General features: G+C 67.6%; 31 protein-coding genes. 8 read left to right on the top strand and 23 right to left on the bottom strand.

The genetic code is table 11. The features are described from left to right. The first annotated feature begins 34 nt into the window (after window positions 1–34). Window positions 35–1,060 carry a ketol-acid reductoisomerase gene (gene ilvC, locus IEV96_RS08375; protein ID WP_188510175.1) on the top strand — a complete coding sequence of 342 codons (1,026 nt, stop codon included), beginning with the start codon at window positions 35–37 and terminating at the stop codon, window positions 1,058–1,060. A 72-nt stretch (window positions 1,061–1,132) separates the two neighbouring features. Here the strand turns inward: ilvC and IEV96_RS08370 are convergent, their stop codons facing one another. The 4 genes from IEV96_RS08370 to IEV96_RS08355 all read right to left on the bottom strand — a co-directional run bounded on the left by IEV96_RS08370 (window position 1,133) and on the right by IEV96_RS08355 (window position 3,070). Further along, window positions 1,133–1,327 (bottom strand): hypothetical protein, encoded by a 195-nt coding sequence (locus tag IEV96_RS08370; RefSeq protein ID WP_188510174.1) that lies wholly within the window; start codon window positions 1,325–1,327, stop codon window positions 1,133–1,135. Between the two features lie 98 nt (window positions 1,328–1,425). After that, a complete protein-coding gene (locus tag IEV96_RS08365; RefSeq protein ID WP_188510173.1) occupies window positions 1,426–1,680 on the bottom strand; it encodes a DUF6510 family protein in 255 nt (84 codons plus the stop codon). A 56-nt stretch (window positions 1,681–1,736) separates the two neighbouring features. Further along, a complete protein-coding gene (locus IEV96_RS08360; RefSeq protein WP_229733150.1) occupies window positions 1,737–2,480 on the bottom strand; it encodes a ferredoxin reductase in 744 nt (247 codons plus the stop codon). After that, window positions 2,477–3,070: a sulfite oxidase-like oxidoreductase gene (locus tag IEV96_RS08355; protein WP_188510172.1), complete on the bottom strand. Its 594-nt coding sequence runs from the start codon at window positions 3,068–3,070 to the stop codon at window positions 2,477–2,479. The genes IEV96_RS08360 and IEV96_RS08355 overlap by 4 nt, the downstream gene beginning before the upstream one ends. A 125-nt stretch (window positions 3,071–3,195) precedes the next feature. Here IEV96_RS08355 and moaA point away from each other — a divergent pair, with 125 nt between their 5' ends. Genes moaA through IEV96_RS08340 form a run of 3 tightly spaced genes read left to right on the top strand, consistent with a single transcriptional unit; the run spans window position 3,196 to window position 4,805 of the window. Then, on the top strand, window positions 3,196–4,263 hold the full coding sequence (gene moaA / locus IEV96_RS08350) for a GTP 3',8-cyclase MoaA (RefSeq protein ID WP_188510171.1): 1,068 nt from the start codon (window positions 3,196–3,198) through the stop codon (window positions 4,261–4,263). Beyond that, a complete protein-coding gene (locus IEV96_RS08345) occupies window positions 4,256–4,501 on the top strand; it encodes a MoaD/ThiS family protein (RefSeq protein ID WP_188510170.1) in 246 nt (81 codons plus the stop codon). The genes moaA and IEV96_RS08345 overlap by 8 nt, the downstream gene beginning before the upstream one ends. 1 nt (window position 4,502) lies before the next feature. Beyond that, window positions 4,503–4,805 (top strand): biopolymer transporter Tol, encoded by a 303-nt coding sequence (locus tag IEV96_RS08340; RefSeq protein ID WP_188511178.1) that lies wholly within the window; start codon window positions 4,503–4,505, stop codon window positions 4,803–4,805. Window positions 4,806–4,853: 48 nt separating this feature from the next. On the opposite strand, the gene ctaF is transcribed toward IEV96_RS08340, so the two are convergent. From ctaF to IEV96_RS08325, 3 genes are all read right to left on the bottom strand, one after another. Beyond that, entirely contained in the window at window positions 4,854–5,315 is a 462-nt protein-coding gene (gene ctaF / locus IEV96_RS08335; RefSeq protein ID WP_188510169.1) for an aa3-type cytochrome oxidase subunit IV, read from the bottom strand. Window positions 5,316–5,401: 86 nt separating this feature from the next. Next, window positions 5,402–5,743 (bottom strand): helix-turn-helix domain-containing protein, encoded by a 342-nt coding sequence (locus tag IEV96_RS08330; RefSeq protein WP_188510168.1) that lies wholly within the window; start codon window positions 5,741–5,743, stop codon window positions 5,402–5,404. A 64-nt stretch (window positions 5,744–5,807) separates the two neighbouring features. Beyond that, complete coding sequence (locus IEV96_RS08325) at window positions 5,808–6,515, bottom strand: alpha/beta hydrolase (protein WP_188510167.1); 708 nt, start codon at window positions 6,513–6,515, stop codon at window positions 5,808–5,810. Window positions 6,516–6,731: 216 nt separating this feature from the next. Between IEV96_RS08325 and IEV96_RS08320 the strand changes: the two genes are divergently transcribed. Next, entirely contained in the window at window positions 6,732–7,568 is an 837-nt protein-coding gene (locus IEV96_RS08320; protein ID WP_188510166.1) for an alpha/beta fold hydrolase, read from the top strand. 242 nt (window positions 7,569–7,810) lie between these two features. Here the strand turns inward: IEV96_RS08320 and IEV96_RS08315 are convergent, their stop codons facing one another. The 3 genes from IEV96_RS08315 to IEV96_RS08305 form a co-directional block, all read right to left on the bottom strand. Further along, the gene (locus tag IEV96_RS08315) at window positions 7,811–8,983 is read right to left on the bottom strand and encodes a serine hydrolase domain-containing protein (protein WP_188510165.1); all 1,173 of its coding nucleotides are present in this window, start codon (window positions 8,981–8,983) and stop codon (window positions 7,811–7,813) included. Between the two features lie 52 nt (window positions 8,984–9,035). After that, the gene (locus IEV96_RS08310) at window positions 9,036–9,707 is read right to left on the bottom strand and encodes an HXXEE domain-containing protein (RefSeq protein ID WP_188510164.1); all 672 of its coding nucleotides are present in this window, start codon (window positions 9,705–9,707) and stop codon (window positions 9,036–9,038) included. A 63-nt stretch (window positions 9,708–9,770) separates the two neighbouring features. Further along, window positions 9,771–10,835, bottom strand: coding sequence for a hypothetical protein (locus tag IEV96_RS08305; RefSeq protein ID WP_229733148.1), 1,065 nt, complete (start codon window positions 10,833–10,835; stop codon window positions 9,771–9,773). Window positions 10,836–11,008: 173 nt separating this feature from the next. Here IEV96_RS08305 and IEV96_RS08300 point away from each other — a divergent pair, with 173 nt between their 5' ends. Beyond that, on the top strand, window positions 11,009–11,638 hold the full coding sequence (locus IEV96_RS08300; protein WP_188510163.1) for a TetR/AcrR family transcriptional regulator: 630 nt from the start codon (window positions 11,009–11,011) through the stop codon (window positions 11,636–11,638). 266 nt (window positions 11,639–11,904) lie between these two features. Here IEV96_RS08300 and IEV96_RS08295 read toward each other — a convergent pair whose 3' ends face one another. From IEV96_RS08295 to IEV96_RS16670, 3 genes are all read right to left on the bottom strand, one after another. Further along, window positions 11,905–12,558, bottom strand: coding sequence for an FMN-dependent NADH-azoreductase (locus IEV96_RS08295; protein ID WP_188510162.1), 654 nt, complete (start codon window positions 12,556–12,558; stop codon window positions 11,905–11,907). A gap of 7 nt (window positions 12,559–12,565) precedes the next feature. Beyond that, window positions 12,566–13,747, bottom strand: coding sequence for an FAD-binding oxidoreductase (locus tag IEV96_RS16675; protein WP_229733387.1), 1,182 nt, complete (start codon window positions 13,745–13,747; stop codon window positions 12,566–12,568). A 170-nt stretch (window positions 13,748–13,917) separates the two neighbouring features. Then, complete coding sequence (locus IEV96_RS16670) at window positions 13,918–14,793, bottom strand: LLM class flavin-dependent oxidoreductase (protein WP_229733147.1); 876 nt, start codon at window positions 14,791–14,793, stop codon at window positions 13,918–13,920. Window positions 14,794–14,857: 64 nt separating this feature from the next. Here IEV96_RS16670 and IEV96_RS08285 point away from each other — a divergent pair, with 64 nt between their 5' ends. Continuing rightward, window positions 14,858–15,238 (top strand): winged helix-turn-helix transcriptional regulator, encoded by a 381-nt coding sequence (locus IEV96_RS08285; protein ID WP_188510161.1) that lies wholly within the window; start codon window positions 14,858–14,860, stop codon window positions 15,236–15,238. 204 nt (window positions 15,239–15,442) lie between these two features. Here IEV96_RS08285 and IEV96_RS08280 read toward each other — a convergent pair whose 3' ends face one another. From IEV96_RS08280 to IEV96_RS08260, 5 genes are all read right to left on the bottom strand, one after another. After that, a complete protein-coding gene (locus tag IEV96_RS08280; RefSeq protein ID WP_188510160.1) occupies window positions 15,443–16,555 on the bottom strand; it encodes a Zn-dependent alcohol dehydrogenase in 1,113 nt (370 codons plus the stop codon). A 72-nt stretch (window positions 16,556–16,627) separates the two neighbouring features. Further along, window positions 16,628–17,134 carry a flavin reductase family protein gene (locus tag IEV96_RS08275; protein ID WP_188510159.1) on the bottom strand — a complete coding sequence of 169 codons (507 nt, stop codon included), beginning with the start codon at window positions 17,132–17,134 and terminating at the stop codon, window positions 16,628–16,630. Between the two features lie 36 nt (window positions 17,135–17,170). Continuing rightward, window positions 17,171–17,911: an NADPH-dependent F420 reductase gene (locus IEV96_RS08270; protein ID WP_188510158.1), complete on the bottom strand. Its 741-nt coding sequence runs from the start codon at window positions 17,909–17,911 to the stop codon at window positions 17,171–17,173. 25 nt (window positions 17,912–17,936) lie between these two features. Next, the gene (locus IEV96_RS08265; RefSeq protein ID WP_188510157.1) at window positions 17,937–19,439 is read right to left on the bottom strand and encodes a DHA2 family efflux MFS transporter permease subunit; all 1,503 of its coding nucleotides are present in this window, start codon (window positions 19,437–19,439) and stop codon (window positions 17,937–17,939) included. A 36-nt stretch (window positions 19,440–19,475) separates the two neighbouring features. After that, complete coding sequence (locus IEV96_RS08260; protein WP_188510156.1) at window positions 19,476–20,810, bottom strand: NtaA/DmoA family FMN-dependent monooxygenase; 1,335 nt, start codon at window positions 20,808–20,810, stop codon at window positions 19,476–19,478. A 142-nt stretch (window positions 20,811–20,952) separates the two neighbouring features. Between IEV96_RS08260 and IEV96_RS08255 the strand changes: the two genes are divergently transcribed. After that, entirely contained in the window at window positions 20,953–21,540 is a 588-nt protein-coding gene (locus IEV96_RS08255; protein ID WP_188510155.1) for a TetR/AcrR family transcriptional regulator, read from the top strand. Window positions 21,541–21,641: 101 nt separating this feature from the next. Here IEV96_RS08255 and IEV96_RS08250 read toward each other — a convergent pair whose 3' ends face one another. Genes IEV96_RS08250 through IEV96_RS08230 form a run of 5 tightly spaced genes read right to left on the bottom strand, consistent with a single transcriptional unit; the run spans window position 21,642 to window position 26,650 of the window. Beyond that, window positions 21,642–22,055, bottom strand: a complete 414-nt coding sequence (locus IEV96_RS08250) for a molybdenum cofactor biosynthesis protein MoaE (RefSeq protein ID WP_188510154.1) — start codon at window positions 22,053–22,055, stop codon at window positions 21,642–21,644. Continuing rightward, a complete protein-coding gene (gene moaCB / locus IEV96_RS08245; protein ID WP_188510153.1) occupies window positions 22,048–23,073 on the bottom strand; it encodes a bifunctional molybdenum cofactor biosynthesis protein MoaC/MoaB in 1,026 nt (341 codons plus the stop codon). The genes IEV96_RS08250 and moaCB overlap by 8 nt, the downstream gene beginning before the upstream one ends. Next, complete coding sequence (locus IEV96_RS08240; RefSeq protein ID WP_188510152.1) at window positions 23,070–24,275, bottom strand: molybdopterin molybdotransferase MoeA; 1,206 nt, start codon at window positions 24,273–24,275, stop codon at window positions 23,070–23,072. Before IEV96_RS08240 ends, moaCB begins: the two co-directional genes overlap by 4 nt. Further along, on the bottom strand, window positions 24,275–25,426 hold the full coding sequence (locus IEV96_RS08235) for a ThiF family adenylyltransferase (RefSeq protein WP_188510151.1): 1,152 nt from the start codon (window positions 25,424–25,426) through the stop codon (window positions 24,275–24,277). Before IEV96_RS08235 ends, IEV96_RS08240 begins: the two co-directional genes overlap by 1 nt. 21 nt (window positions 25,427–25,447) lie before the next feature. Beyond that, a complete protein-coding gene (locus tag IEV96_RS08230; protein WP_188510150.1) occupies window positions 25,448–26,650 on the bottom strand; it encodes a hypothetical protein in 1,203 nt (400 codons plus the stop codon). Window positions 26,651–26,659: the final 9 nt, after the last annotated feature.

The raw sequence follows: 26,659 nt of genomic DNA, 5'->3' as shown, positions 1-26,659 counted from the left end.
CAACTACCGACCGAAACCAGAGAAGGAATCACAAGTGACTGAAATCTTTTACGACAAAGACGCCGACCTCGCACTGATCCAGGGCAAGAAGGTCGCCGTCATCGGCTACGGCTCGCAGGGTCACGCGCACGCGCAAAACCTCCGCGACTCGGGCGTCGAGGTCGTCGTCGGCCTCAAGGAGGGCTCGAAGTCGAAGTCCAAGGCCGAAGAGGCCGGCTTCACCGTCCTCACCGGCGCAGAAGCCGCAGCCTGGGCCGACGTCATCGTCATCCTCGCCCCCGACCAGAGCCAGCGTCACCTCTACGCCGACGACATCGCGGCCAACCTCTCCGAGGGCAAGGCCCTCGTCTTCGGCCACGGCTTCAACATCCGCTACGGCTACATCACCGCTCCCGCCGGCGTCGACGTGCTGCTCGTCGCCCCCAAGGGCCCGGGTCACACCGTGCGTCGCGAGTACGAGGCCGGCCGTGGCGTTCCCGTCATCGTCGCCGTCGAACAGGACGCGACCGGTTCCGCCTGGGACCTCGCCTGGTCGTACTCCAAGGCGATCGGCGGACTCCGTGCCGGCGGCATCAAGACCACGTTCACCGAAGAGACCGAGACCGACCTGTTCGGCGAGCAGGCTGTTCTGTGCGGCGGCGTCTCGCAGCTCGTCCAGTACGGCTTCGAGACCCTGACCGAGGCCGGCTACCAGCCGCAGATCGCGTACTTCGAGGTCCTCCACGAGCTCAAGCTCATCGTCGACCTCATGTGGGAGGGCGGCATCGCGAAGCAGCGTTGGAGCGTCTCCGACACCGCCGAGTACGGCGACTACGTCTCCGGCCCGCGCGTGATCACGCCCGACGTCAAGGAGAACATGAAGGCCGTTCTCGCCGACATTCAGAACGGCGCATTCGCCGAGCGATTCATCGCTGACCAGGACGCCGGAGCTCCCGAGTTCCTCGCTCTCCGCGAGAAGGGTGCCGCGCACCCGATTGAGGCCACCGGCAAGGAACTGCGCGCGCTCTTCGCGTGGAAGCAGCAGGACGAGGACTACACCGACGGCTCCGCCGCGCGCTAGTCAGCGAGACACTGACGCCCGTCCGCCCGATCATGTATCGGGTGGGCGGGCGTTTTCGCGTGTCGACGCCGTCTAGGCGAAAGCGGAGACGACCGCCGTGACGACCAGCGCGATGACACCCCAGAGCAGCAGCGCCGATGCGACGGCGATCGACCAGCCGCGCAGCCGGTGGGCGTTACGCGCGCCCTGGGCGGTTCCGGTGGGGAGAAACCAGACCGGCTCTCCTGTCGAATGGGTCTCCTGGCCGGCCGCTGCAGTGTCGTGCATGTCTTCCCCCGATGGTGCTTGCGCCCCCCGCGCGTTCTGCAACCGTAGGGCCCTGCGCTCGGCGCGGCCACTCCCGCTAAGTGGGGGTAGACGCGGGGTCATCGTGTCACCCGCAACATCTGGATCCCGCGGAATTCGACGCGCAGATCGTCGGGGCTCTGCACCAGCGTCATCAGTACGTCGTCGCAGTGGTGGCAGCGAACCACGATGTCGGGCCCGGATTCGTAGACCATGGCGCTCGCCAGGACCGACTGGTCGCCGCACCCCGCGCACCGCCCGACCGCGACCGTCATGTCGACGCTGAACAGCTCGGACAGGGGCCCTGCGAGAACGTTGCCGTCGAGGTGCGTCATTGTCTTCCCGTTTCGTTGGGTCGTTCAATACCGACATTCTAGCGACGGTGTCGCGTTTACTTGCCGCCGAAACGTTCCGTTTTTACGGATGCCGCGGGGTGCCCGAGTGCCACCAGCCAGTCGGCCACGCTCTCGACGAAACCCGTCGGTCCGCACACGAAGACCGCGGGGTTCTCGCTCGCCGGTATCGTGGCGGCCTCGAGAACGGCGGGCGTGAGCCGGCCGGCGGGCGTAGGCCATGCGGTGGGAGTCGACCGGGTGTAGACCCAGGTCACCTCGAAGTGTTCCGAAGCGAGGCTCGCGAGTTCCTCGGCGAAGAAGACGTCGTGCGGGCTCCGCACGGAATAGAGCAGCTTGAAGCGGGCGGTGGACCCGGATGCCGCGTGGGCGCGCGCCATGGCCATGAGCGGCACGATGCCCGAGCCGCCGCCGATGAGCTGCACCGGGCCGGTCTGCTCGGGGCGCCAGACGAACCAGCCGCCGAGCGGCCCACGGATCTCCAACTCGTCGCCGACCTGCAGGTCGTCGACCAGATAGGGCGAGACCTCGCCGTCGGGCAGGCGGTCGACGGCGAGCTCGAGGCGTTCGCCGGGGCCGGCCGAAGCGACCGAGTACGAGCGCACCGCCTGGTAGCCGTCGGGCGCCGACAGGCGCAGGTCGAGGTGCTGCCCGGCGAGGTTCCCGCCCCAGCCGGGGACGTCGATCATGATGCTGCGTGCGGTGGGCGTCTCGGTGTGCACCGACGCGACGACACCGACCTTCCACACGCTCGGGGTTGGTACAGGAGCGGTGGTGGTCACGAATACCGCTGTTCGAGCCAGGGGTCGCCGTAGGTGTTGTAGCCGTTCTGCTCCCAGAATCCGGCGTCGTCGCTCTTGTGCATCTGGATGCCGCGCACCCACTTGGCGCTCTTCCAGAAGTAGAGGTGCGGCACGAGCAGGCGCGCGGGGCCACCGTGTTCGGGGTCGAGCGGCTGGCCGTCGAACTCGAACGCGATCCACGCCTTGCCGCCGAGCAGGTCGGCGAGCGGCACGTTGGTGGTGTAGCCGCCGTACGAGTGCGCCATCGTGTAGCCGTAGCTCGTGTCGACGCCCGCGAACAGGGTGTCGAGCGAGACGCCGCGCCACGAGGTGCCGAGCTTCGACCAGCGCGTGACGCAGTGGATGTCGGTGGCGACGTCTTCGATGGGGAGGGCCATGAGGTCGGCCCAGCTCCAGCGATGCACAGTGCCGTTCTCGGTGGTGATCGTGAATTCCCACTCGTCCGTGCTGATGCGCGGGGTGGGTCCGGCGGAGAGCACCGGGAAGTCTTCGGTCAGGTACTGCCCCGGCGGCAGTTCTGGATTGTGTTCGCGCGAGCGTCCGGCGAAACCGCGTGAAATGATGCCCATTGCAGCGCCCTTCGTTTAGACGCCCAGCCTATCCACTGGCGGGCGGGTTCGAGTAGTCCTCGAAGGGTCAGTGTGACCGCGTCATGAAGCGGCGCGGTTCGGCACGCACCACGTAGGGTTGCTACATGACAAGCCTCGGACTCGGAATGCCGACGATCCGACGCGACCCGGCGCGCATGCCGCCGACGCACGGCAGGCCGGATGTCACGGGGCTGGTCGACCAGTTCGGCCGAGAGGCCCGTGATCTGCGGGTCTCGATCACGGAGAAATGCTCCCTGCGTTGCACGTACTGCATGCCGGAGGAGGGTCTGCCGGCGATCGCCCGCAACGACCTGCTCACCGCTGTCGAGATCGGACGGCTCGTCGGCATCGCCGTACGCGACCTCGGTGTGCGCGACGTGCGGTTCACCGGCGGTGAGCCGCTCATGCGCAACGACCTCGTGGAGATCATCGCCCGCAGCGCGGAAGTCGCCGACGGTGCATCCATCTCGATGACGACCAACGGCATCGGCCTCGACAAGCGCGTCGACGCGCTCGTCGCCGCGGGACTCAACCGCGTGAACATCTCCCTCGATACCGTGGACCGCGACCACTACGCGCGCCTCACCCGCCGCGACCGGCTGCCGGCCGTGTTCGCGGGCATCAAGGGCGCGCAGGCGGCCGGACTCACTCCGCTCAAGATCAACGCCGTGCTGATGCGCGACACCCTGGCCGGCGCCGTCGACCTGCTCGAGTGGTCGATCGCCAACGGCGTGCGTCTGCGTTTTATCGAGCAGATGCCGCTCGACGCCGACGAGGCCTGGGCGCGCGACAACATGATCGACGCCGCCGAGCTGCTCGCCGTTCTGGGCGAGCGCTTCTTCCTCAGCCAGCCGCACCGCGAAGACCCGTCGGCACCCGCCGAGGAGTGGATCGTCGACGGCGGTGCGGGAACCGTCGGCATCATCGCCTCGGTCACCCGCTCGTTCTGCTCGGCCTGCGACCGCACCCGACTCACCGCCGAGGGCACGGTTCGCTCCTGCCTGTTCGGCGACGACGAGACCGACCTGCGCGGCCTCATGCGCGGTGGCGCCGACGACCACACGATCGCCGACTGGTGGCGCGCCGCGATGTGGGGCAAGCAGGCCGGCCACGGCATGGAACGCGCCGACTTCGTGCGCCCGACGCGCAGCATGGGGGCCATCGGTGGCTGACGGCGTGCTCGTGCGGTACTTCGCTGCGGCCGCGGATGCCGCGGGGCGGCTCGAAGAGACCCTTCCCGCCGTCGAGACGGTGGGCGCGTTGCGCGCTGTGCTGATCGACAAGTACGGCGACCCGATGACGCGAGTCCTGGCATCCGGATCATTTCTCGTCGACGGCGTCGTGAGCCGCGACGATTCCCGCGAACTCGGCCTGCGGGTCGACGTGCTTCCGCCCTTCGCCGGCGGCTGAGCTGGACGCGCACGACGACGACCGCTGGCTGGTCATAAATGGGAGGCGGTGGCGGCGCACCGATCCGTGCCTGCCGCCCGAGCTGGTCGAGGCGCTCAAGTCGCATCTCGGCAGGGGCCGGTCGTCGGTGCGCACGGCGAAGAAGGCGGGTGACGACGAGCTCGTGGCCGCAGCGCGGCGCCGGGTGGGGCTCGCCAAGCTCGGGCTGGGTGAGCGCGGCCCGTACTGGTGGGAACAGCCCGAGGCTGACCGACTGGCGCAGGCCCAGACGGCCCTTCGTGACCTCGACGCGATCGCTGGTTGAGTAGCGCCCTCTGGGGCGCGTATCGAAACCCCGCTAAGTGACCCCCGCTCAGTGGGCGAAGTTGCCGCGGTAGTACTCGTACACCCAGCCGACGATGGAGATGGCGAGGAGGCCCACCCCGACGAAGGCGATCCAGAAGCCGACGGCCACGCCGAGGAACACGAGCGCCAGCGCACCCGCTAGGGTGACCGGCCACCAGCTCCACGGGCTGAAGAAGCCCTGCTCGGCGTCGCCGTCGTCGATGTTCGCGTCGAGACGGTCCTCGGGGAGCACGCCGCCCTGGGTGCTGTGCAGCCTTCCGACGTAGAAGGCGATGAGGGCAGACGCCGCCGCGGCGAGCAGCAGGCCGATCGAGCCCGTGTATTCGATGACCCCGCCGGTCTTACCGCCGGCGCCCGGGTCTTGCGCGAGGTCCTGCGCACCGTAGAGCAGCGTCCAGACGGTGTAGACCACGGCGAGTACGGCGAAGAACGCGGACAGTATCCAGAACAGTTTGGCGTTGACGCCCATAAGAACCCCTCATTTAAGTGCGGCTCTCATTCAATGCAGGGGTATCGATTGCGACAAGGCATTGACAAGCCGCCCCGCAGCCTCGATCAGGCGGCGAGGCGGATCACGTTCGACGCCGTCGAGCGAGCGGGCGCCATCGTCTCGGTCAGCCGGCTCGCGACTCCCGTCGTGAGGTCGAGCAGTGTGGTGTCGAGCGCCGCTCCGATGGCGGCGAGGATCTCGCTCGAGGCCTCTTTGCCGCCGCGCTCGAGCTCGGAGAGGTACTGCGGTGACACCCGGGCCTTGCCCGCGACGCCGCGCAACGTCTCGCCACGGGCGAGACGGATCTCGCGGAGCTGCTCACCGAGCAACTCCCGCCACAGCGGCTCGCGCTCCTGCCGCCGTAGCGGTTCACGGCCGGTCTGCGCGATACGACGCTCGAGTCTCATGCGCCCAGTCAACAGGTACCCGGGTCGGGGATGCATCGGGTTCCGCTCACAGCAGACGATCGGATCATCCGCGCTGCGCGAGCATCCGCACCTGGTCCGCGACCAGGTCGGGACGGGAGATGAACGGATGATGCCCGGTGGGAAGTTCCACCGAGCGGGTCGCGCGGCTCGCGTGGAACCGTTGCAGCTCGAGCGAGGTGCTGCGGTCTTCGGCGCACACGAGGTAAGTCGAATCGACGCCCTGCCAGCCGGCGGCCGTGGTCGGCGTCATAAACGCTGCGGCGGACTGTGCCGTGACCCGCTCCCAGGCCTGACGCTGGGTCGTGTCATCCGCGTCCTGAAGGAACCGCGCACCGAACGATGCCGCGTCGTAGCCGCTAAGGCCGAGCGTGCCGTCGCCGTTGTCCGCGATGGCGACCGGGTCGGTCTCGTCGCTCATGATCGCGCCCTGCGACTGTCCGACATCGGGGAGGTACGACGATACGTAGAGCAGGTGCGCGACGGCCGGGTGGTTGCCGGCCTCGGCGATCACCGTGCCGCCGTAGGAATGGCCGACGACGATGGCGGAATCCACCTCGTCGAGTTCGCGGCGGAGTGCGGCGGCATCGGTGGCCAGTCCACCCGCGACCGCGTCGGGCGTGGTCTCACCGCACGACGGGAGGGCGACGGCGCGACTGCGAATGCCGGTGCTCCGTTCGAGCAGCTCGGCGGTGCGCTGCCACCACCACTGGCCGTCGCGCACCAGGGCGCCGTGCACGAAGATCAGTTCCATGGCCCGATCGTAGGGCCGCCAGCCCGCGGCGCGCGGCCGTATCCGCTCAGGGCAGCGGCCCGTCGCTGAACGGAAGTTGAAACCTCGGTTGCGAGGCCGTTTCGTCACGTTTTCCGGGACTAATCTGAAACCGCTCTCATCTCGACCGGGAGCACACCACTCACACGCGGTCGTCCCCGCACGACTGGGGTTCGACACGAACAATGGAGGTCTGTCATGGCGTTTGTGACCACAGAAGATGGCACAGAGATCTACTACAAGGACTGGGGCAACAAGGATGCCCAGCCCATCGTCTTCCATCACGGATGGCCGCTGTCCAGCGACGACTGGGACGCGCAGATGCTCTTCTTCCACTCGAAGGGCTTCCGCGTCGTCGCGAGCGATCGCCGCGGTCACGGCAGGTCGACCGACATCGGCACCGGGCACGACATGGACCACTACGCCAGCGACGTCTCGGCCGTTGTCGAGCACCTGGACCTGAAGAACGCCATCCACATCGGTCACTCCACCGGTGGCGGCCAGGTCGCCCGCTACGTCGCGAAGTTCGGTGAGCCCCAGGGTCGCGTGGCCAAGGTCGTGCTCGTCGCCGCCGTGCCCCCGCTGATGGTGCAGACGGAGGCGAACCCGGACGGAACACCGATCTCGGTCTTCGACGGGTTCCGCGAAGCCTTGGCCGCCAACCGGGCCGAATTCTTCGAGGTCGTGGCATCCGGCCCCTTCTACGGGTTCAACCGCGACGGCGCCACCGTCTCCCAGCCGGTGGTCGACAACTGGTGGAGGCAGGGCATGACGGGCAGCGCCCTGGCCCACTACGAGGGAATCAAGGCCTTCTCGGAGACCGACCAGACGGAAGACCTGAAGTCGATCTCCGTTCCGGTTCTGGTACTGCAGGGCGACGACGACCAGGTCGTTCCCTACAAGGCAGCCTCGCTGAAGCAGGCCGAACTTCTCAGCAATGCCACCCTCAAGATCTACGAGGGCTACCCGCACGGCATGCTGACCACGCACGCCGACGTTCTGAACGCCGACATCCTGGCCTTTATCCAGCAGTAGCCGCTCAGCGTTCACACAACACGGCGCACCCCGGGATACCTCGGGGTGCGCCGTTCGCGCGTCGACCGTTCCCGGCTACGGAGGTTGCTGCTACGGCGCATGATGCCAAGGAGCCGGGAAAGGTGGGCTTTCGTGACTGCGATTTCGTGCACGAGTTCTCGTCATCATTCTCGCCAGCGCGGGGGAGCGGCGGGTGCGTGCTCGAGGCAATACACCCGCCGCAATGGCGCGGCCGGGGCTGGTCAGTTGACGGTGGCGAGAGCGAGGTCGTTGAGACGGCTGACGCGTTCGAGATGAGGCAGACCAGTGAAGAAGCCAGCCGAAAGGAAGATGTAGGTGAGGTCGCGTTCGTAGTCGATGAGGAACGACGTGGACCCGCCGCCGACTGCCGCGAACGCGGTCGGCGACGCCGTCACTCCAGCGGGGGTGAACACATGACCTTCCCCACGGACGTACCCGCCGAGGAGTGAGAAGTGGGCCGGGAAGGGGTCCATGCCTCGGGGTTCGGTTTCGAAGATCCAGCCGTCGTTGGTGAGTGCGCCGGTGTGGTTGCGGTCGGCGTAGTCAAACAGGGCAGGCGAGAGGGCACGGAAGCCGTCGGTGGCGCCTCGGCCTCGGTAGAGCTGGGTGAAGCGGTAGACGTCGTCGATGGTGGAGAAGGCGTTGCCGGCGGGGAACTCGGCGTCACCGGTGAAGAGGGTGTTGCAGGCGTTGATGAGCAGCGGTGTCATCGGCGTCGAGTTCGTCTCGGTGGCCGATGCGGGCACGCGTCGGGAGTCGTCCGGGTCGATGCCGATGCTGGTGTCGTTCATGCCGAGCGGGTCGAACAGGTCTTCCTGCATGATCTGGCGGAATCCGCGCCGGGCTGGGTCGGTGTTCACGAGGGCTTGGCCGAGGAGGTCGTAGCCGACGGCGGAGGTGTAGACGCTGCGGGTGCCGGGGATGTACTCCGCCTGTAGCCCGTTGATGACTTGCGTTTTCGCGGCGAGGTCGCCGACCTTGTCGATCGGGAGGCCGGGAGGTACCAAGGCGAAGGGAAGGCCGGCGGTGTGTGTGAGGAGGTGGCGGACGGTTGCGCGCTGCTTCCCGTTGACGCCGAAGCCGGGGACCAGGTCGTCTACGCGGGTGTCGAGCTGGAAGCGTCCCTCGTCGATGGCTTTGAGCGTCAGTGCGGCGACGAAAGACTTCGTCATCGACATAAGCAGGTAGCGGTCCTCTCGCGCTGCCGGGCGGTCAGGGGCGACGGTTCCGAAGGTCTTCCGATGCGCGATCTGCCCGCCGCGGGCGACGATGATGCTCGCCCCGAAGTTCTGGCCGGCGTCGATGTCGTTCTGGATCGCCGCGTCGAGTCGGCCGAGGGCGTCGGCGTCGAGTCCGACGGTGGCCGGCTCGACAGTGTCTGTGGTGGTGCTCACGATGTCTCCTTTGCGTGTTTCGGTTTCTGCGGGGGTCGGCTGACGGGCTGGGTCACCGGACGAATTTCGTGAAGTAGCCGAGAGATTTGTAGGCCAGCTCGGGATATTTGCGGCCATCGATGACGATCATCGGAAGCCGGATAAGCACCCCGATCATCACGGCGATGATGAGTATTGCGATGGCGATATCCCAGCCGCCGATACTCTGCGAGCCCAGCCACACCCAGGCGATGATCGCCACGGGAAGGAATCCGACGAGGGCGGAAACCGTGCCCGGCCCGTAGATGGTCCTCTTGCCACGGGGTTTCAGCTTCCTGTGAATGATGAAGCCGAACAGCAGGTGCACGACGGCTTCACCGATGCCGAAGATGAGGAACGCGATGGTGGTGGCGATGTTGCCACCCACGATCACGACACCGATGATGAGCACCTGGACCCCGAGGTTGGTGATGAGGTCGGAGAGCCTGTTTTCCGGTCCGATCTCTGGAGTCTTCGACTTCTGCACGCTGTTGAGCATGTAGTGGAACCCGGCCGGCCAGTTGAGTTCCTCGAGCACGTGCAGCGCGAGGGTGACGGCGAAGAGTGCGGCGACGATGCGCGGCATCTCCCAGGTGGATCCGAAGATCAGGACGAGGGCGAGCGCCAGCCCTCCGAGCAGGTAGACGGTGGTGATCCACCACTGTCCGGCTACGCGGACCCAGAACGGGTTAGAAAACGCGGTCATCGGTTTCTCCTTTGTCGTTACCTGCAGAAGGGCCGGCGCCCGCCGTTCGTCGTGACTAGCGGATCAAACGGAGGCGACGGTGTGAGGCTCGGACTCGAGGGTGTTCGCGGGGACGCGTGCCGCAGCACGCGAGCGGAAGTGACCTGCGACGATCAAGACGGCGCCGAGCGTCACCCAGGCGATGAGCGTCCACCACTGCTGGGAGAGGTCCGCGTTCGGGAAGTAGCTCAGCGCGCGGAGCAGCCAGTTCGAGGCACCAGGGACAAGGAACTGCCCGATCGCACCCCACGGGGTGGGCAGGAACTGCCACGGAGCCGCGGCAGACGCGAGCGGGTTCCCGACGAAGAGCGTCAGAATCGCGCCGACTGCGATACCGCGGGATCCGAGCAGCGATGTACAGCCGACGATGAAGGCGGAGGTGGCGACGATCGAGAGCCCCATACCGGTCACGTTCAGCCAGAAGTCGCCCTGAAGGAACCCGAACCAGGTCTGCAGGATCAGGGCGAGGATAACGCCGACTCCGACACCGAATCCGGCCAGCGCTACCAGACGCCGGATCGGACCGACAACGAGGAAGGAGATAAGGATGCCGCCGAGCATTCCGCCGAGAGTCAGCGGGAACGACGCCGCAGCAAGCCCCGTGCCCGCGGGATCCTCCGCGGACAGCGGCACGACCGGGGTGACCTCCACGGCAACACTCGATGGGTCGCCGCCGGCAGCACTGACTTGATGAACCAGCTGAGCCTGGAGCTGCGTGGCGACGCCGGTGAGGATCTGCGTCGCGGCAGCACTGGCAGCCGGAGCGGTGAGCACCTCGGGTGCCGTGCCGGGGGCGCCGAGAACGATCGCGCCATACGTCTGACGGTTCTCGATCTGCGCCACCGCGTCTGCCCGGTCCGTCGCTTCCGTGAAGTCGAAGGCGTCGGGAGAGGCCGAGGTCACGGCCTCTTGCAGTGCGCTGACCGTGGCGGCGGGACCGGTGATCCCGACGGGGAGGTTCTGGGGAGTGGAGGTCTTCGCCGGCCACAGGAAAGCGAGGACGACAAGTCCTACGACGAGCGAGCCCAGCAGACCGAGGGCGATCGCGACGCCCCACTTCGTGTGCGGACGGGTAAGAGGAATAGACACGAGGATCTCCAGAACGGTTCGAGACGGGGAGCTGCTTCCCAGCCCTTGATGTCACCAACCGTAGAACACTACGGTTGAAGATGTCAACAGATGTAGAATCATGTCTATAAATTGTCGGTTGAGTCCCGTTCGGATAACCTCAGCGGTGACTTCCACAGATGAAGAGGTGCCACATGGTGATCGATGCAGGCGGTAAGACCGGCAGGCGTCCCGGTGGCTCGTCGAGCCGTGATGCGATCCTCGACGCGGCCCGGACGCTATTCACCCTCCACGGATACAAGGGCGCGACGGTGCGCGCAATCGCCGGCGCGGCCGGCGCGGATCCGGCGCTCATCCGCCACTTCTTCGGTGACAAGGACGGTCTCTTCGCCGCCGCGATGGCGTTACCAGCGGACGCCACGCAGGAAATCCTCGACGTGTTCACTGCGCCTGACGACCAATGGGGGGAACGTCTCACGTGGGCTTACCTCGGGCTCTGGGAACGACCCGAGACGGCAGCTCCCCTGCGTGCCACGCTCGTGTCCGCGTTCACGAATGACCAAGCGCTCGACCACTTCCGCGAATTTCTCGTGGCCACCATGCTTGAGCCCGCGAGCCGGAAACTGCCCCCCGGTGAACCGGAGTTGCGCCTGACTGTCGCGATCAGTCACCTCATCGGCGTAGCGCTCTCCCGGCACCTCCTGAAGGCCCCACCCATCGAGCGACAGAGCCTCGCCAATCTTGTCGCCCTCGTCGCGCCCTCCATTCAGGGCTACCTCACCGGCCCCCTTCCGATCCGCGAAGGTTCCCTCCCGGCGACATGAAGCGACGCCAGACCATTGCCTCGAAGCGACGGTCCACGGTGGGAATGACGCGTTCGTGAGCGGTTCGCCACCGTTGCGGTGCGGCCACTCAGAAGCCATCGTTATCGAGCCGGTCAGGAGAGAGCGCACGAAGCTGCGCCACACGTTGCTGTGCGGATGACGGCGGTCGGCGAGCGCAGGTCGGATGGCAGGGCAGTGCGTTACTGATCAGCGAGACTCGTGCCCCCGGATGCCCAGGCCCGGTCGTATTTTCCCGGGCGCCAAGCTTAGGCCGCGCGGTTTTGTGTGGTGAGAGATTGCCCGTGCTCGCGTGCCCGGTGTTCGGCACTTGCTTTGATCTGGTCGGCCATGTCGGCGAAGGCATCGAGGGCGGGATTGACGCCGACGAGAGTGAATTCGCGGCTGACGATCCGAAGGTCGATGTGCCAGACGTCCTCGAGGATGCGACGCATCCAGTCGGTGGCGTGGTCCCAGCCTTCCTTGGGGGAGCCGGGGGAGTAGTTGCCTCCCTGAACCGTTACGAGGACGCCCGGCTTCCCTGCAGTGACGGTGGCGGTGCCGGGCGCCATTCGAGGGTCGGTGGTGACGAGGTCGACGTAGGTCTTGAAGTGTTGCGATGGTCCGAAGTTGTAGAGCGGGACGGCGAACAGGTACGCGTCCGCGTGGTCGAGCTCGTCGGTCAGCGTGCCGGCCAGCGTGAGAGCCTGGCGTTGCTGGTCGGTACGGTCGCTGTCGGGAGTAGCGCCCGCGGCGAGTGCCGTGGCCCAGGCGTCGCTGGGCAGGGGGTTCACCCCGATGTGGCGGCGGCTCACGGGCGCGCCGGGCGCGGTGTCCTGCCAGTGCTTTTCGACGAGGTCCGCGAGAGCGCGGCTGGTGGAACCATCCTCGCGGATGCTGGCATCAAGACGGAATAAAGACATGGATCTCCTAGATGTTGTGTTGATGAGTGGGTGCTGCGGTGGCGGGGTCGATGAAGAAGTTGTCGCGGAACAGTCCGCTCGGGTCCCACGCCTGTTTCAGTGTGCGCAGGCGTGTGAGATGTGCGGGTGGAAAAGCGCGGGCCAGCACGCCTGGCCCGGTGTCGGTTTCGAAGCTCAGATACATGCCCTCAAAGTGGGCGAGGAGTCCCGTCCAGCGCGTTTCGAAGTCGGCGGAGCCGCCGCCGAGGGTGGCGATGAGGAAGTTCGCTTTCCGCCAGGCGTAGGCGGTGGCATCCGCCGGGGTGTCGGCGACCGCACCACCCGCGGACCGCACAGTGAGGAAGAAAGAACTGTTCGATGCGAGTAAGTGGGCAAGACCCTCCGCCAGGGCGGGGGTGAGGTGTCGGGCCAGGCCCGAGTGGCCGTGGGGTTCGCCGCGGCCGTGCTGTTCTGCTGGCTGGGACAGGAGAGCCGGATAGGGCATGAGTTGGACTGACTGGTTCGCCAGCGGTGCCAGCGCTGCGAACGGTTGGAGCCGCTCCATGACGGTGTCGGGGTCGTCCGCGTCCACGACGATGAGCGCCTGTGCGGGCGAGGTTCCCTGCCCGCCGGGACTGAGGATCAGCGTCCCAGTCACGGTCGGGTGAGAGTTTTCAATCATTGTTCCCCACGCCTGCAGGAACGCGGCGATATCGTCCGGTGTGTAGACCAGCATCGCGAAACCAACCTGCGGACCGATGGGGTCGAGATCGAACTCGAACGAGACGGCGATTCCGTAGTTCGCGCCCGCGCCGCGCATCGCCCAGAACAGGTCGGGGTGCTCATCGGCGGAGGCGTGTACGAGTCCGCCATCTGCCGTTACCACGTCGACTGATCGGAGATGGTCGATCGTCAGCCCGTGTTCTCGGACGAGCCAGCCGATCCCGCCCGCGGTCGCGAGGCCGCCCACGCCGACGCTTCCGGAGTCGCCCGCAGACAGCGAGAGTCCGTGGGGTGCGAGTGCGGCCGCGACGTCTCCCCAGCGGGCGCCGGGACCCAGGCGGGCGCGGTTGCCTTCCAGTACGGTGATCTCGTTCAAGGCATCCACGGCGATCACGATGCCGCCGTCGTTCAGGGATCTGCCCGAAATTCCGTGGCCGCCGCTCAGGATGCCCAGCGGAACGTCGCGGTGTCTGCGGGCGTATCGCACAGCGTCTTGCACCTCGCCCGGCGACTGCGGGCGCAGCACCAAGCCGGGGCGGGCGCTCCGGAAGAATCCTGCCGTGTACCGGGAATAGCCCGGGCGTCCGGGCAGGAGCGCTCGTGTCACCAGAGAGTCTGGCAGCGGATCGCCCGCAAGTCCGTGGTCCAGTTCCGAATTCACTGTGTGACCTCTCCGTGGCTTCCGCCCGATCGCGCCTCGCCCACCCGGTCACGGATCTCCGCCGCCGTGACCGTCGCGAAGTGGCGGATCTCGTGTGGGTCGTCGCTGCCCAGGATGAATACGGACACCCCGTCTTCGATGGCCAGACGCGCCATCTGTTGCGCCGATACCGGGGGAACGATGTTCATCATCCGCACGATCTCACGCGGGTCGCGGCCGGCGAGGCGAGCGGACTCATCGATGTTCTGATTGCCCCTGGCGACATCGCCGGGTTGCATCCACGGGAGGCTCGGGAGCCATCCGTCGCCCTTCCGACCGATGATCTTCTGCATCCGCGGCTTGTATGCGCCCACCCAGATCGGGATCCGGTGAGCGGGCGAGGGACCGCGCTGCGCACCGTCGACCCGATGGAACCGCCCGTCGACGCGCAACGGGCTCCGGTCGGCGACATCCCAGATGCCGTGGATGATGTCCAACGCCTCATCCAACCCGCTGACTGCATCCGGCGGGGTCAACAGCGGGGCTCCCATCGACGCGATCGCATCGAAGAAACCCCCTGTGCCGATACCGAGTTCCGCGCGGCCCTCGCTGAGCAGATCGAGACTCGCCATCGCCCGAGCCAGAACGGCGGGCTGCCGCAACGGCAGGTTCAGCACATTTCCTGACACATGGATGCGGGACGTGCGCGCGGCAACCCACGTCAGCAGCGTCCACGTGTCGTGCAGCACCGCTTGGTAAGGATGATCCTGGAAGGTCACCAGGTCGAGGCCGACGTCCTCGCTGAACATCGCCAGATCCACCGGATGATGCGGCGGCTGGTTTCGAGGAGTGATGAAGCTGCCGAAGCGCAGCGGATGGTCGTAATCAGGCATGACTCCATGTTCGACACCGTCCGGTGGAGCCGCAAAGACGCGGTAACCCGCTTACGATAGGTAAGTGAAGTCATCCCATACTCTCCGATCCTCCGCCGGGTGGAACCAAGTCAACGAAGACGAATGCCGTCACGCCAGCCAGGTTCTCGAGGTCGTCGGCCAGCGGTGGTCGCCGAGCATCCTCCTCGCCCTCGCGCGCGGAGCCGAACGATACAGCGACATCATGGCGGTCGTAGCCGGTCTCTCGGCAAGGATGCTCACCCTTCGCCTGAAGCAGCTTGAGACAGCCGAGCTCGTCGCGCGAACGGTTGTACCCACGACGCCCGTCATGGTCCGCTACCATCTGACGCCTCGCGGCGACGACCTCATCACCGCGTTGCAGCCGATCGCGGGACACGTGCAGCGCTGGGAGATCGACGGCGGCCAGTCGACTCCATCTTCGTGAGCGCGCGGGGCGCCGATGGCAGCCCAAATGGAAAGCAGTGCGACCCTTCGAGCATCGGGGCCGCCCGCCAGGACCCGTAGAGGGCCATGCGCCTCTCCATTATTCAAGTGGCGATGACGAGTCGCCCGCGAGGGTGCCCGGCTTGGCTGTCAATCTGAGCCGACGCCGACGCGCGGACTCCGTTTGTGCCACTGCTGTATCGCGCTAGCCGACAGCGGGGAAGGTGATGACGCTTCGTGCGATACCGCCACGTTCGAGATCCTCGTACGCCTCGTTGATGTCGTCGAGGTCGATGCGTCGCGAGATGAGGTCGTCGAGGTTGAGTTTGCCCTGCATGTACAGGTCGACGTACATCGGGATGTCGGCATAGAAATTCGAGGATCCCAGCCAGATTCCGCGGACTCCCTGCTGCTTGGAAAGGAGGCCGCTGTCGGCGGGGGAGGGGCGGACGTCGAGGGCTGCGCCGGGGCGCATGCCGCCGACTAGGTAGGTCGTGCCACCGAAGCCGAGGGACGCCATCGCAGTCTCGGCGATTGCGGGGACTCCGATCATGACGAACGCGTGGTCGACACCAGCACCGGTGGTGATTTCGAGGATGCGTGCCGCTGCGTCTTCAGTCCCGGAGTTGACGATGGCGGTGGCGCCGAACTTCTGTGCGAGTTCGAGCTTGTCGGGCTGGATGTCGACGGCGATGATGGTGGTGGCGCCGGCGAGGACCGCGGCTTGGATGGCGTTGAGTCCAACGCCGCCGCAGCCGAAGACGGCGACGCTCTGGCCGGGCCTGACCTTTGCGGCGTTGAAGATGGATCCGGCGCCGGTGGCTACAGCACATCCGATGATGGACGCCTGTTCGAAGGGCATTCTGGGGTCGATGGCCACGAGCTGGTTTTCGTGGATGAGGGCCTGTTCGGCGAAGCCGCCGAGTCCCTGCATCTGCACGACGGGTGTGGAGTCGACTTCGAGGCGGGGTTCCGCGTCTGTGGAGCGGTCGAGGGCGTCGGGGTTGGAGCAGGCGTTGAGGTTGCCGCGGAGGCATGCCTGGCAGTGTCCGCACGGCTGCAGGGCTGCCGCGACGACGTGGTCGCCGACCTTGATGCGGCTGACGGCGGGGCCGACTGCTGTCACGACGCCGGAGATCTCGTGTCCGAGGACGGCGGGCAGTCCGATGCCCATGCCGTTCTTGGCGACGGTGATGTCGCTGTGGCAGAGCCCGGAGGCGCGGATTTCGACGAGGACTTCACGGTCGACGGGGGCGGCGATGGTGATGTTCTCGACCTGGAAGGGCTGTCCGACTTCTCGGATGAGTGCTGCACGCATGATGTTTCTCCTTTGAAATGTCGCCGCGGATGCGGCTGGTGGGTCTCGCTCCGCGGCTGCGGAGGGAGGGGTCTAGGGGGCGAGGCTGCGGAAGCCCGAACCGTGGAAGACGAGTGGCGGGCGCTGCTCGTCGGTGTGGAAAGCTGTGACTTCGAGCAGGGCGAGAGTGTGGTCGCCGGCGTCGACCTCGTTGTAGAGGGTGCATTCGAACCACGAGGAGGCCCCGGCGACCATCCGGGCTTCCGACCCGGTGTCTTCCAGCTGCACGTCCGCGAGCCGGTCCCGGTTGGGGCCGGCCATCTGCCGGGCGAGGGCGGCTTGGTCTTCTGCGAAGACGGAGATCCCGATCCGTAGGGCGGAACGCAGTCGCGGCCAGGTAGTCGACGTCCGTTGGATGGCCACCGATACCAAGGGTGGTTCTGCCGAGATGCCGACTGTGAACGACGACGCCACCATGGCCGCCTCGACGCCGCCGACTGCCGCCACCATGGCGACGACACCGGCGGGATAGTGGGCGAATGCCTGCCGCACAGTGGCCGTGTCCAGACCGGTCTGGTTCACGGCTTTGCTGGTCGTCATGGTGGCGTTCCGGTCGTGACTATTCGGGGCGGGTCGTCAGTAGATTGCGCGGTTCAGGCGCACCAGGTAGTCGGAGCTCACGGGGCCTTCGGCTTCGGTCCGTTCGATGGCGGCCGCGATGGCCAGATCCCGGCGGCGGGCTGAGCGGCTCGCATCGGCTTTCGCGAGGATCTCCGGAAGTTCGTCGCCGGTGTGGTCGGTGCAGTAGGCCGGGGTGCCGGGCTGCAGCCGCCACGAGTCGGCAAGCGACCCGGCGTCGAAGGCGTCGAAGCCGGTCTCCTCGACGAGGGACGTCGCTACCCGCTTGGCCTGCTCGTCGTCGCCTGCGACCGGGATGGCGATGCGGCCGGCTGTTCGGGCTGGGGTGGCGTTCTCACTGAAGGACTGGGCGGTGATCGCGTTCCAGGCTTTGACCAGCGGGCGGCCGTAGTGCTCGGTGATCCAGAGGCTTTCGACCTGTCCGTCGACGAGGGCCGGGATGTGACCGTCCCGGAGCGGGTAGTAGTTCGACGTGTCGATGATCACGGCGGCCGCGGGTGCGTTGCGGACGAGGTGGGCGACGTCGGGTACGCGGCTGATGGCGACCGAGACGATGACGACGTCGGAGTTGTCGGTGACGTCGTCGGCGTGCACTGCCCGTGCGCCGGTGCTCAGAGCGGCGGGGTCGATGGTCTCCGGGCCTCGGGAGTTCGCGATGGAGACGTCGTGGCCTGCAGTGCTTAGCCGCTGGGCGAGGGTGGTGCCGATTGCTCCGGCGCCGATGATGCCGATCTTCATGATGCTCCTGTTCTTTCGATGAGGGTTACGGTCGTCCGTCGGCAGTGGCGCCGGTGGAGATGGCGGGTGTGCGGGGCCTTGTGACGAACAGGGTGCCGATGACGGCAGCGAAGGCGACTAATCCCGCGGTGGTGAAGGCTGCCTGTCCTGCCTCGACTGTCTGGGCGACGGTCAGGGCGCCGGCATGTGCTGCGTTCGCTCCGATCGTGTAGGCCGAGACGAGGACTGCGCCGCCGGCGGCGCCGGCGAGTTGCTGCGCGGTGGTGAAGGCCGCGCTTCCGTAGGGGTACAGCTCGGCGCGCAGGGATGACAGAGCCACGGTGGTCAGGGGGGCCCACATCATCGCCTGGGATGCGGACATGACCAGGTACGCGACGAGATATAGCCAGACGCTGGTGTTCTGGTCCAATGTGCTGAGGAACCAGATGGTTGCTGTCCAAATGATGCCGCCGGGGATGACGAGGGGGCGCGGGCCGAAGCGATCGTAGATCCGACCGCCGATGGCGGAGACGAGTGCGATCGCGGCGCCGCCCGGGACGAGGAAGAGGCCGATTGCCAACGTTCCCAGTCCCAGTGACCCGGTGAGGATGAGGGGGAGGATCAGGAGGATTCCGAAACCGTTCAGTGCGATGAACAGCATGATCAGCAGCGGCACGGCGAACAACTTCGTCTGGAAGACGCGCATGTCGAGGAACGGGTCGCGGTTCCGTCGACGCAGGAAGCTCTGGCGGAAAGCGAAGGCTGCCACGCCGAGTATGCCGATCACGATCGGGATGGCGGGTGAGACGGGCGCGTGCCCGGAGGCGGATTCGCCGATTGAGGACAGGCCGAAGACCAGGGCGCCGAAGCCGATCGCGGACAGAAGCAGGGAGAGGACGTCGAGGGTGGCGTGTTCGGGGGTGGTGATGTTTTTGAGCTTGAGGGCTCCCAGCACAAGTGCGATGACTGCGAGGGGGAGGATGAGGATGAACAGCCACCGCCACGGCAGGAACGACAGCACGAGACCGGAGACTGCCGGGCCGAGGGCGGGTGCGATCGCCGGCACCGCTGTCACCAATGCCATGATGCTGCCTCGGCGTGCTTCGGGGACCAGTCGCATGGCGGTGGTCATCAGCAGCGGGACGAACACGGCCGTGCCGGCCGCCTGAACGATCCGGCCGGCGAGCAGCACCTCAAAGCCGGGGGCTGCGGCTGCTATAGCGGTGCCGATGATGAACAGTGTCAGTGCGGTGAGGAAGATGGTCCGCATGTGGAAGCGCCGCATGACGAACCCGGTCGCGGGGATCAACACCGCCAGGGTCAGCAGGTAGCCCGTCGTCAGCCACTGGCCGGACGAGGGGGTGATATCCAGGTCAGTGATCAGGGTGGGGAGGGCGACACCGAGCAGCATCTCGTTGAGGAGAACGAGGAAGGTCGATCCCATGAGCAGGCCGATGACGAGGGCGCTGCCGGGGGCCAGCTTCTCGACGCGGCTCTTCCCCGTGCGGGAAGGTGGGATGGCCGGGTCTGCGGGGTTCGGGTTGGTCATTTCGGTGCTCCAAAGCAGGTCGGGTGTAGCGAGGGTTTACGGAAGTCGGGGGTCTTGGCCGTACTGGGCGGGTGCGCCCAGATGGTCGCGGAGGGTAATCCCGGCGTAGTCCTCGTGGAACAGGCCGCGTTCCTGCAGCACGGGCACGACCTCGTCGACGAAGGTGTCGATTCCGTCGGCGTACACGTCGATGGCTACGGAGAATCCGTCACAGGCGCCGGCGTCGAACCATTCCTGCATGTGGTCGGCGATGTCGGACGCGGTTCCCGGAACGACCGGGTGGTAGTCGATCACGCCGTGCGCCAGCACGTCACGTAAGGTCCACCCCTCACGTGCCAGTTCGAGAGCCCGTGGGGCCCGCGGGTCGCCCGGATTGGCCCGCGCTGCACTGTGCTGTTGCTCGGTGATCGGCTGGTCGAGCTGCGCGGGGCTGAGGTCCAGGCCGATCATGGAACCGAGATAGCGGACCCGCTGGTGGGTATCGACCGACTCGTCCAACTTCAGCCGCCGGTCCAGTGCAGCACGCTTGGACGAGGCGACCGAGGGCATGAAGCCCGCGAACAGCTTCACCTCGTCGGGATTGCGACCGGCACGTTCTGCGGCGGTGCGCAGCGCCTCGCGGTGCGCACGGCCCTCCTCGATCGTGAACGGATTCGCGTACACGCCGGACGCGTACCGGCCGGCCATCTCCAACCCGTTCCCGCCACCGCCGGCTTGAAAAATCACCGGCTGGCCCTGTTCGGACGGCGGGATCGGCAGCGGGCCGGCGGATGCGACGTAGCGGCCCTGCAGGTTTACCGGCCGGATCTGGGACATGTCGGCGAAACGTCTGTTCTCGACATCCCGCACCCACGCGTTCTTGCCCCAGCTGCCCCAGAGCGCCTGGACGATCTGGACGACCTCGTGGGCGCGTTCGTACTTCTCCTCCCGCGACGGCAGGACGATCCCGTAGTTCGCTGCGGCGGCGGGGTGCGAGGTGGGGACGGCGTTCCATCCGGCGCGGCCGTGGCTGGCGACGTCGAGGGCCTTGAACTGGCGGGCGATGGTGAACGGCTCGTTGAGCGTGGTCGAACTCGTCGCGACCAATCCGATGCGTTTCGTCGCACGCGCCATCGATGTCAGAACGAGCAGCGGATCGATGGCGTGGTGGGGCGCCTCCCTCTCAAGGTCGACATCCAGGACGGGTGTGTCGGCCAAAAAGATCAACTGGATCTTCCCGCGTTCGGCCGCCCGAGCGTACCGGTCGAAGACGTCCATGTCGGTGTAGCTCGACGGATCGGTGCCGGGCATCCGCCAGGCACCGGGCTGGGCCCCGTACCCGTTGGCGATCTGTAGAGCCAAGAGCAAATGACGGTCGGACGAGCTGGACATAGCGGACCCTTCAGTGGAGGACCAGCGTGACTGGCCCGAATTGCGCGAAGGCGAGGTGACACGCGGACGCAAAAGGAGGTACCCTCCTGTTAGAAAGAAACTATACGGAGGCAGGCTCCGTATTGTCAACATGGGGGCGACAATGTCGGAAATCGTGTCTGGCCGGGTCCGTGGGCCGCGGGCTGACGCCCAACGCAACCGGGACCACATCCTCGATGTCGCGGAGCAACATTTCTCCCAGCACGGTGTGACCGGGTCGCTCGAGGCGATTGCCAAGCAGGCCGGCGTCGGCGTCGGCACGCTCTATCGGCATTTCCCCAACCGCGAAGAACTTCTTGCTGCACTCCTCACTGCACGCGACGACGCACTCGTCTCGCGTAGGGACGCTATCCGCGCGGAATCCGCGAACGCCGCTGAAGCTCTCGAGCACTGGCTCGACGCCATGACGGAGTGGGCCGGTGCATTCGACGGGTTGCCCGAGCCGCTGCGGGCAGCGACCACAACGAGTTCCTCACCGCTGGCAGTCACGTGTCAGGGCTTCATCACCGACACGAACGAATTCCTGTTGGACGCGCAAGAAGAAGGAAGTGCGCGCCGGGAGGTTCGGGCCGTGGACCTTTTCCTGGCGTCGCTTGCGACGAGTTGGGTACGCAGTGCGGCCATGGCTGACGAGATCTCACTACCCGCGCTTTCGTCACTCACGCGAAGCGGCTGGGAGACTCGCGCGTAACCGAAACTCGATGATACGAGTTTCTTTGTCGATGATCCTTCCAGGCGTCGCCGAAGAGCTGGACACTCCTGACTAGAGGCCGGGCGAAAGGCGGGCGAGCGCTACAGCCCGACCCACTCCGTGACGCCGGCCGTCAGGTGCTGGCGCTTCCAGATCGGCACCGTCTGCTTGATGATCTCGACCACACGCTCACACGCCGCGAACGCTTCCGCGCGGTGCGGAGCCGCGGCGGCGGCCACGAGCGCGGTGTCGCCGATCGTCAGCGCCCCCACTCGATGTACGGCCGCGATGCGCAACCCGGTCTCGGCCGCGACGAGAGCGCAGGCCTCCTCGAGAAAGCGTGCGGCATCCGGATGCGCCTGGTAGTCGAGCGCGGAGACGCTCTCGCCGTGATCGTGGTCGCGCACGATCCCGCGGAAGGTCACGAGCGCGCCGTTCTGTGGCGTCAGTACGAATTCCTCGAACGGAGCCGCGTCGATGACGGTCTCGGCGATCGAGGTCATCACGTCAGGCATGCGGTCCGCCGCCCGACACCTGCGCCACGAGGTGCGGAAGCAGGTCGTCGAGCACAGCGAGCCCGTCGTCCACCCCGCCCGGCGAGCCGGGCAGGTTGATGACGACGGTGCCTCGTGCGGTTCCGGCGACCGCGCGGCTGAGCGCGGCCATCGGGGTGGACGCGAGTCCGTGCGAGCGGATGGCCTCGGCGACGCCGGGCAGTTCGCGGTCGATCACGGCGAGCGTGGCCTCGGGGGTGCGGTCGGTGGGGCTCACGCCCGTGCCGCCGGTGGTGAGGATGACGGCGGGCGCGGACTTGAGCACGCGCACCATCTCGGTGGCGATGTCGGCGTCGGCGACGACCGTGACCTCGGCGGTGTAGCCGGCGGCGGTCAGCCACTCTGCGATCACGGGGCCCGTGGTGTCTTCGCGGGTTCCGAGCGCACCGGCGGTCGAGGAGACGATGACGGCCGCGGTGTTCGCGCGCGGCTTCGAGCGGCGGGGACGCTTGGTGGGAGTGCCTTCAGCGGGGCCCGAGGACCCTTCGACGGGCGCAGGGACCGAGGGACGCGTCCAATGACCGTGCTTGCCGCCCGACTTGTCGCGCAACTGGATGTCGGTCATCGTGGCCGCGGCATCCACCGCCTTGATCATGTCGTGCAGCGTGAGCGCGGCGACCGTCACGGCCGTGAGCGCCTCCATCTCGACACCGGTCTGGCCGACGGTCTTGGCGGTCGCGGTGATCAGGATCGAGTCGGCGGTGAAATCGAAGTCGACCTTGACGCTCGACAGCGGGATGGTGTGGCAGAGCGGGATGAGTTCGCTCGTCTTCTTCGCGCCCTGGATTCCGGCGATGCGCGCGGTCGCGAGCACATCGGCCTTCGGTAGGTCGTCGGCGCGCACGAGGGCGATCACGTCGGGACGGGTCACGAGACGACCGGTCGCGGTGGCGGTGCGCTTCGTCACGGTCTTGTCGCCGACGTCGACCATGCGGGCGCGCCCGTCCGAGTCGAGGTGGGTGAGGGAGCGTTCGCTCACAGTTCGATCGTTTCCACGGTGTCGCCCGCTTTCAGCTCGGTTGTCGTCTCGGGGATGTCGATAAGAACATCGGATGCGGCCAGGCCGGCGACGAGGTGCGAGCCGGGCCCGGCGACCAGCTCCACTCTGCCACCCTCGACTGAACGCCCGCGCAAAAACTGTCGCTTGCCGGGGATCGAGGTGAGGTCGGCCACGAGGGTGCGCGGCGCGCGGGTGGCGGCGGGCAGCCCCGCGACCCGGCGCAGAAGCGGTGCCACGAAGACCTCGAACGAGATCTGCGTGCTCACCGGATTGCCGGGAAAACTGATGACGGGCACGCCCTCGAACGACCCGGTCGCCTGCGGTCCGCCGGGCTGCATGGCGATGTGGCCGATGCGCCCGCCGAGCGGGGTGAGCACGTCGCGCACGACCTCGTGGTCGCCCATCGAGATGCCGCCCGAGGTGATGATGATGTCGGCGCCGGCCGCGGCGGCGAACATGGCGTCGTGCAGCTGGTCGGCGTCGTCGTTGCTGTTGCGGATCGACGCCACGATCTCGGCGCCGCACGCGCGCAGTGCCGCCTCGAGCGCGACGCCGTTGGAGTCGTAGATCTGGCCGTCGTCGACGGGCTGCCCGGGGTCGACGAGTTCGGCGCCGGTCGTGATCACGACGACGCGCACCCGGAAGCGCACCTCGACGTCGCGGATGCCCGCGGAGGCGAGCACGGCGAGGTGGCGGGGTGCCAGCCGCAGGGCCGCCGGCAGCAGCTCCGCACCGGCGCGCACGTCGCTGCCCTGCTCGCGCACGAATTCGCCCGCCCGCCTGCCTCGGTGGATGGTGACCAGATTGCCCTCGATCGTCGCGTCTTCGACCGGCACGACGGCATCCGCCCCCTCGGGCACGACTGCTCCCGTCATGATCCGCACGGTCGTCGACGGGATGAGCGGTTCGGGCGTGCCGCGCTGGGCGGGGATCTCGCCGAGGATCGGCAGGATCGTGTCGCCGTCGCGCAGGTCGGCCGCGCGCACGGCGAAGCCGTCCATCTGCGAGTTGCGGAACAGCGGCAGGTCGACCGGCGAGGTGACCGCGGTGGCGGTCACCCGGCCGAGCGCATCGGCGAGCGGCACACGTTCGGTGCCGGTCGCCATGGCGCGCGCGAGCAGCGAGCGAACCAGCGCCGCGTGCTGGTCAACGCTCGTATGGGGCGTCGACGTGTGACCCATCAGTAGCGGGCCACGTCGCCGTCGACGTCGCGCGACCAGGCGTCGATGCCCCCGGTGAGGTGCCGCGCGTGCTCGAAGCCGCGCTGCTGCAGCACGCGCAGCGCCGATTCGGAGCGCATGCCGTGGTGGCAGTAGACCACGAAGTTCTCGCTCGGGTCGAGCTTGTCGATCACGCTCTCGAGCGAGCCGAGCGGCACCAACAGCGAGTCGGGCAGGCTCGCGATCTCGGCCTCCCACGGTTCGCGCACGTCGAGCAAAACGATGTCGTCGCCGCGTTCGATCGATGCGGCCAGGTCGGAGGGGGAGATGGTGTCGCTCATGGCGGACTCGCTTTCGGGGGTTGATGCGCGGGGTACGACGCCGCAGAAGGCGTCGTAGTCGATGAGTTCGGTGATGGATGACGCGGTCGGATCGCTCTCGTAGGCGAGCTCGCGGAACGCGCCCGTGAGCGCGTCGAACGTGGTGACGCGGCCGAGCAGGGGCGTTCCGCTGCCGGTGAGCACCTTGAGGGCCTCGCCGGCCATCAGTGCGCCGATCACGGCGACGACCGTGGGGAAGACGCCGCCCTGCTCGCACGACAGCACCGAGCCGGCGGGCGGGGGAGTGGGGAACAGGTCGCGGTACTGCGGTCCCTTGGCGGCCCAGGCGAGCCCGACCTGCCCGGCGTACTGCGCGACGGCGCCCCAGACGAGCGGGATGCCGGTGATCGCCGCGGCGTCGTTCGCGAGGTAGCGGGTGGGGAAGTTGTCGCTACCGTCGAGCACGAGGTCGTAGTCGGCGAAGATGCCGAGCGCGTTCTCGGCGGTGAGGCGGGTCTCGATCGCGATGACCTTCGACGCGGGGTTGATCGCGTGCGCGCGGTTCGCCGCCGAGACGACCTTCGGGATGCCGACGTCGGCGGTGCCGTGGATGTACTGGCGGTGCAGGTTGCTCAGCTCGACGGTGTCGTCGTCGACGATGCCGATCGTGCCGACCCCGGCGGCGGTCAGCGCCGGGATGACGGTGCTGCCGAGCCCGCCCGCGCCGATGACGAGCACACGCGTCGCGGCGAGCGAGCGCTGCGCGGCCAGTCCGAACCCGGGCAGTGCGATCTGGCGGGCGTACCGGTTCGGATCTGCCAGCGCGATCGGGTCTGCCGGGGTGGACTGCATGCCTTCGATTGTGTCAGTTGGTTAGCTTTCGCGCCGACCTCGGTGGCCGCGCACGATCGGACCGGCGACGACCGCCGCGGCACCGACGGCGAACAGCGCGATGCCGAGACCCAGCGCTGCGCCGGCGGCGGCACCGGTGTCGGCGAGTTCGGTGGCCGCCGGCACGGCGACGACGGTGCCGGCGGGCGCCGTCGCGGCCGGAGCGGGAGCGGGGGTGGGACCGGGAGTGGGCGCAGGAGCGGGAGCCGCCGCCGGTGCCGCGTCGAGCGCCACGGCGAGCGAGTCGCCCGTGCTCACGTCGACAGGCACGACCGGCGCGTCGGGCGCGACCGCGGGGTCGATCCGCAGAGCGTAGTCGGCGCGTGGGATCACCGGCGGCAGCGTGAAGCTGCCGTCGGCCGCGGTGGTGGTGGAGGTGACCACGTCACCGTCGGGCTCGACCAGCTGGACCACCACGGGAGGAAGGCCGCCGAGCGTGACCACACCGGCGACCGTGCGTGCGACGGACGCGAACCACAGCTGCGCGGCCGGGCTGCCGGACTTGTAGGTCGACGTGATGCTCAGCGTCGACAGCGGAACCCGCGGCGCCACCCACACCGAACCGCCCTGGGTGTTGCAGTTCACGGGAGTGGTGGGACAGAGCGGGTCCTCTGCACTGACCGAGGTGGCCGTGCTCGTGAGGGTCGGCAGCACGAGCGGTGTCGCCTGCGCGGTGCACGAGTTCGGGCTGGCGTCGCAGTAGTTGAAGATAGTGACACCGAGGTCTGTTGCGGCCACGGGTGCTCCGGTCGCATCCGTCGCCGAGATCGTGATGGACTCCGCGTCGATGTCGCCGAAGGCGGCGCCCCAGACTCCCGCCGGCGCGGGCGTGGCGAAGGTGAAGGTGGTGGTGGACGGAACGGTCGTCGACGTCGGATTGACGCTCACGTAGGGCTTGCCCTGGCTCGAGCCGACGAGCTGCCCCGCCGGCGAGGTGGCCGGCAGCCAGGCGGCATTGCCCGACGAGGTCGCGAAGGTGCGCGAGGTGGATGTCACGGTTGTGGCGGGAAAACCGGCGGGGAGGGCGACCGTGCCGGCGTAGGCGCCGGTCGTGCCCGTCATCGCCCAGGTGGCATACCCGTCGGAGGGGGCGGCGCTCGCCGGGGAGACCCCCGCGACCAGCACGAGGGCCGCGGCGGCGACGAGCGAGGTGGGGAAGAGGGCGAAGGCGACCGGGCGTCTCATCCGACTCAC

It is taken from the genome of Conyzicola nivalis (assembly GCF_014639655.1).
GTDB classification, from domain to species: Bacteria; Actinomycetota; Actinomycetes; order Actinomycetales; family Microbacteriaceae; genus Conyzicola; species Conyzicola nivalis.
This window is presented reverse-complemented; position numbering and strand designations above follow the sequence as displayed.

Coding starts and splice junctions, on each gene's coding strand:
- ctaF (WP_188510169.1), bottom strand. CDS start 5,315: ATGGGCGTCAACGCCAAACTGTTCTGGATACTGTCCGCGTTCTTCGCC.
- IEV96_RS08295 (WP_188510162.1), bottom strand. CDS start 12,558: ATGTCTTTATTCCGTCTTGATGCCAGCATCCGCGAGGATGGTTCCACC.
- IEV96_RS08240 (WP_188510152.1), bottom strand. CDS start 24,275: ATGGGTCACACGTCGACGCCCCATACGAGCGTTGACCAGCACGCGGCG.
- IEV96_RS08300 (WP_188510163.1), top strand. CDS start 11,009: ATGGTGATCGATGCAGGCGGTAAGACCGGCAGGCGTCCCGGTGGCTCG.
- IEV96_RS08230 (WP_188510150.1), bottom strand. CDS start 26,650: ATGAGACGCCCGGTCGCCTTCGCCCTCTTCCCCACCTCGCTCGTCGCC.
- IEV96_RS08265 (WP_188510157.1), bottom strand. CDS start 19,439: ATGACCAACCCGAACCCCGCAGACCCGGCCATCCCACCTTCCCGCACG.
- moaA (WP_188510171.1), top strand. CDS start 3,196: ATGACAAGCCTCGGACTCGGAATGCCGACGATCCGACGCGACCCGGCG.
- IEV96_RS08330 (WP_188510168.1), bottom strand. CDS start 5,743: ATGAGACTCGAGCGTCGTATCGCGCAGACCGGCCGTGAACCGCTACGG.
- IEV96_RS08275 (WP_188510159.1), bottom strand. CDS start 17,134: ATGACGACCAGCAAAGCCGTGAACCAGACCGGTCTGGACACGGCCACT.
- IEV96_RS08355 (WP_188510172.1), bottom strand. CDS start 3,070: ATGGGCATCATTTCACGCGGTTTCGCCGGACGCTCGCGCGAACACAAT.
- IEV96_RS08260 (WP_188510156.1), bottom strand. CDS start 20,810: ATGTCCAGCTCGTCCGACCGTCATTTGCTCTTGGCTCTACAGATCGCC.
- IEV96_RS08280 (WP_188510160.1), bottom strand. CDS start 16,555: ATGCGTGCAGCACTCATCCGAGAAGTCGGACAGCCCTTCCAGGTCGAG.
- IEV96_RS16670 (WP_229733147.1), bottom strand. CDS start 14,793: ATGCCTGATTACGACCATCCGCTGCGCTTCGGCAGCTTCATCACTCCT.
- IEV96_RS08235 (WP_188510151.1), bottom strand. CDS start 25,426: ATGCAGTCCACCCCGGCAGACCCGATCGCGCTGGCAGATCCGAACCGG.
- IEV96_RS08270 (WP_188510158.1), bottom strand. CDS start 17,911: ATGAAGATCGGCATCATCGGCGCCGGAGCAATCGGCACCACCCTCGCC.
- IEV96_RS08325 (WP_188510167.1), bottom strand. CDS start 6,515: ATGGAACTGATCTTCGTGCACGGCGCCCTGGTGCGCGACGGCCAGTGG.
- IEV96_RS08365 (WP_188510173.1), bottom strand. CDS start 1,680: ATGACGCACCTCGACGGCAACGTTCTCGCAGGGCCCCTGTCCGAGCTG.
- IEV96_RS08370 (WP_188510174.1), bottom strand. CDS start 1,327: ATGCACGACACTGCAGCGGCCGGCCAGGAGACCCATTCGACAGGAGAG.
- IEV96_RS08320 (WP_188510166.1), top strand. CDS start 6,732: ATGGCGTTTGTGACCACAGAAGATGGCACAGAGATCTACTACAAGGAC.
- IEV96_RS08255 (WP_188510155.1), top strand. CDS start 20,953: ATGTCGGAAATCGTGTCTGGCCGGGTCCGTGGGCCGCGGGCTGACGCC.
- IEV96_RS08310 (WP_188510164.1), bottom strand. CDS start 9,707: ATGACCGCGTTTTCTAACCCGTTCTGGGTCCGCGTAGCCGGACAGTGG.
- IEV96_RS08250 (WP_188510154.1), bottom strand. CDS start 22,055: ATGCCTGACGTGATGACCTCGATCGCCGAGACCGTCATCGACGCGGCT.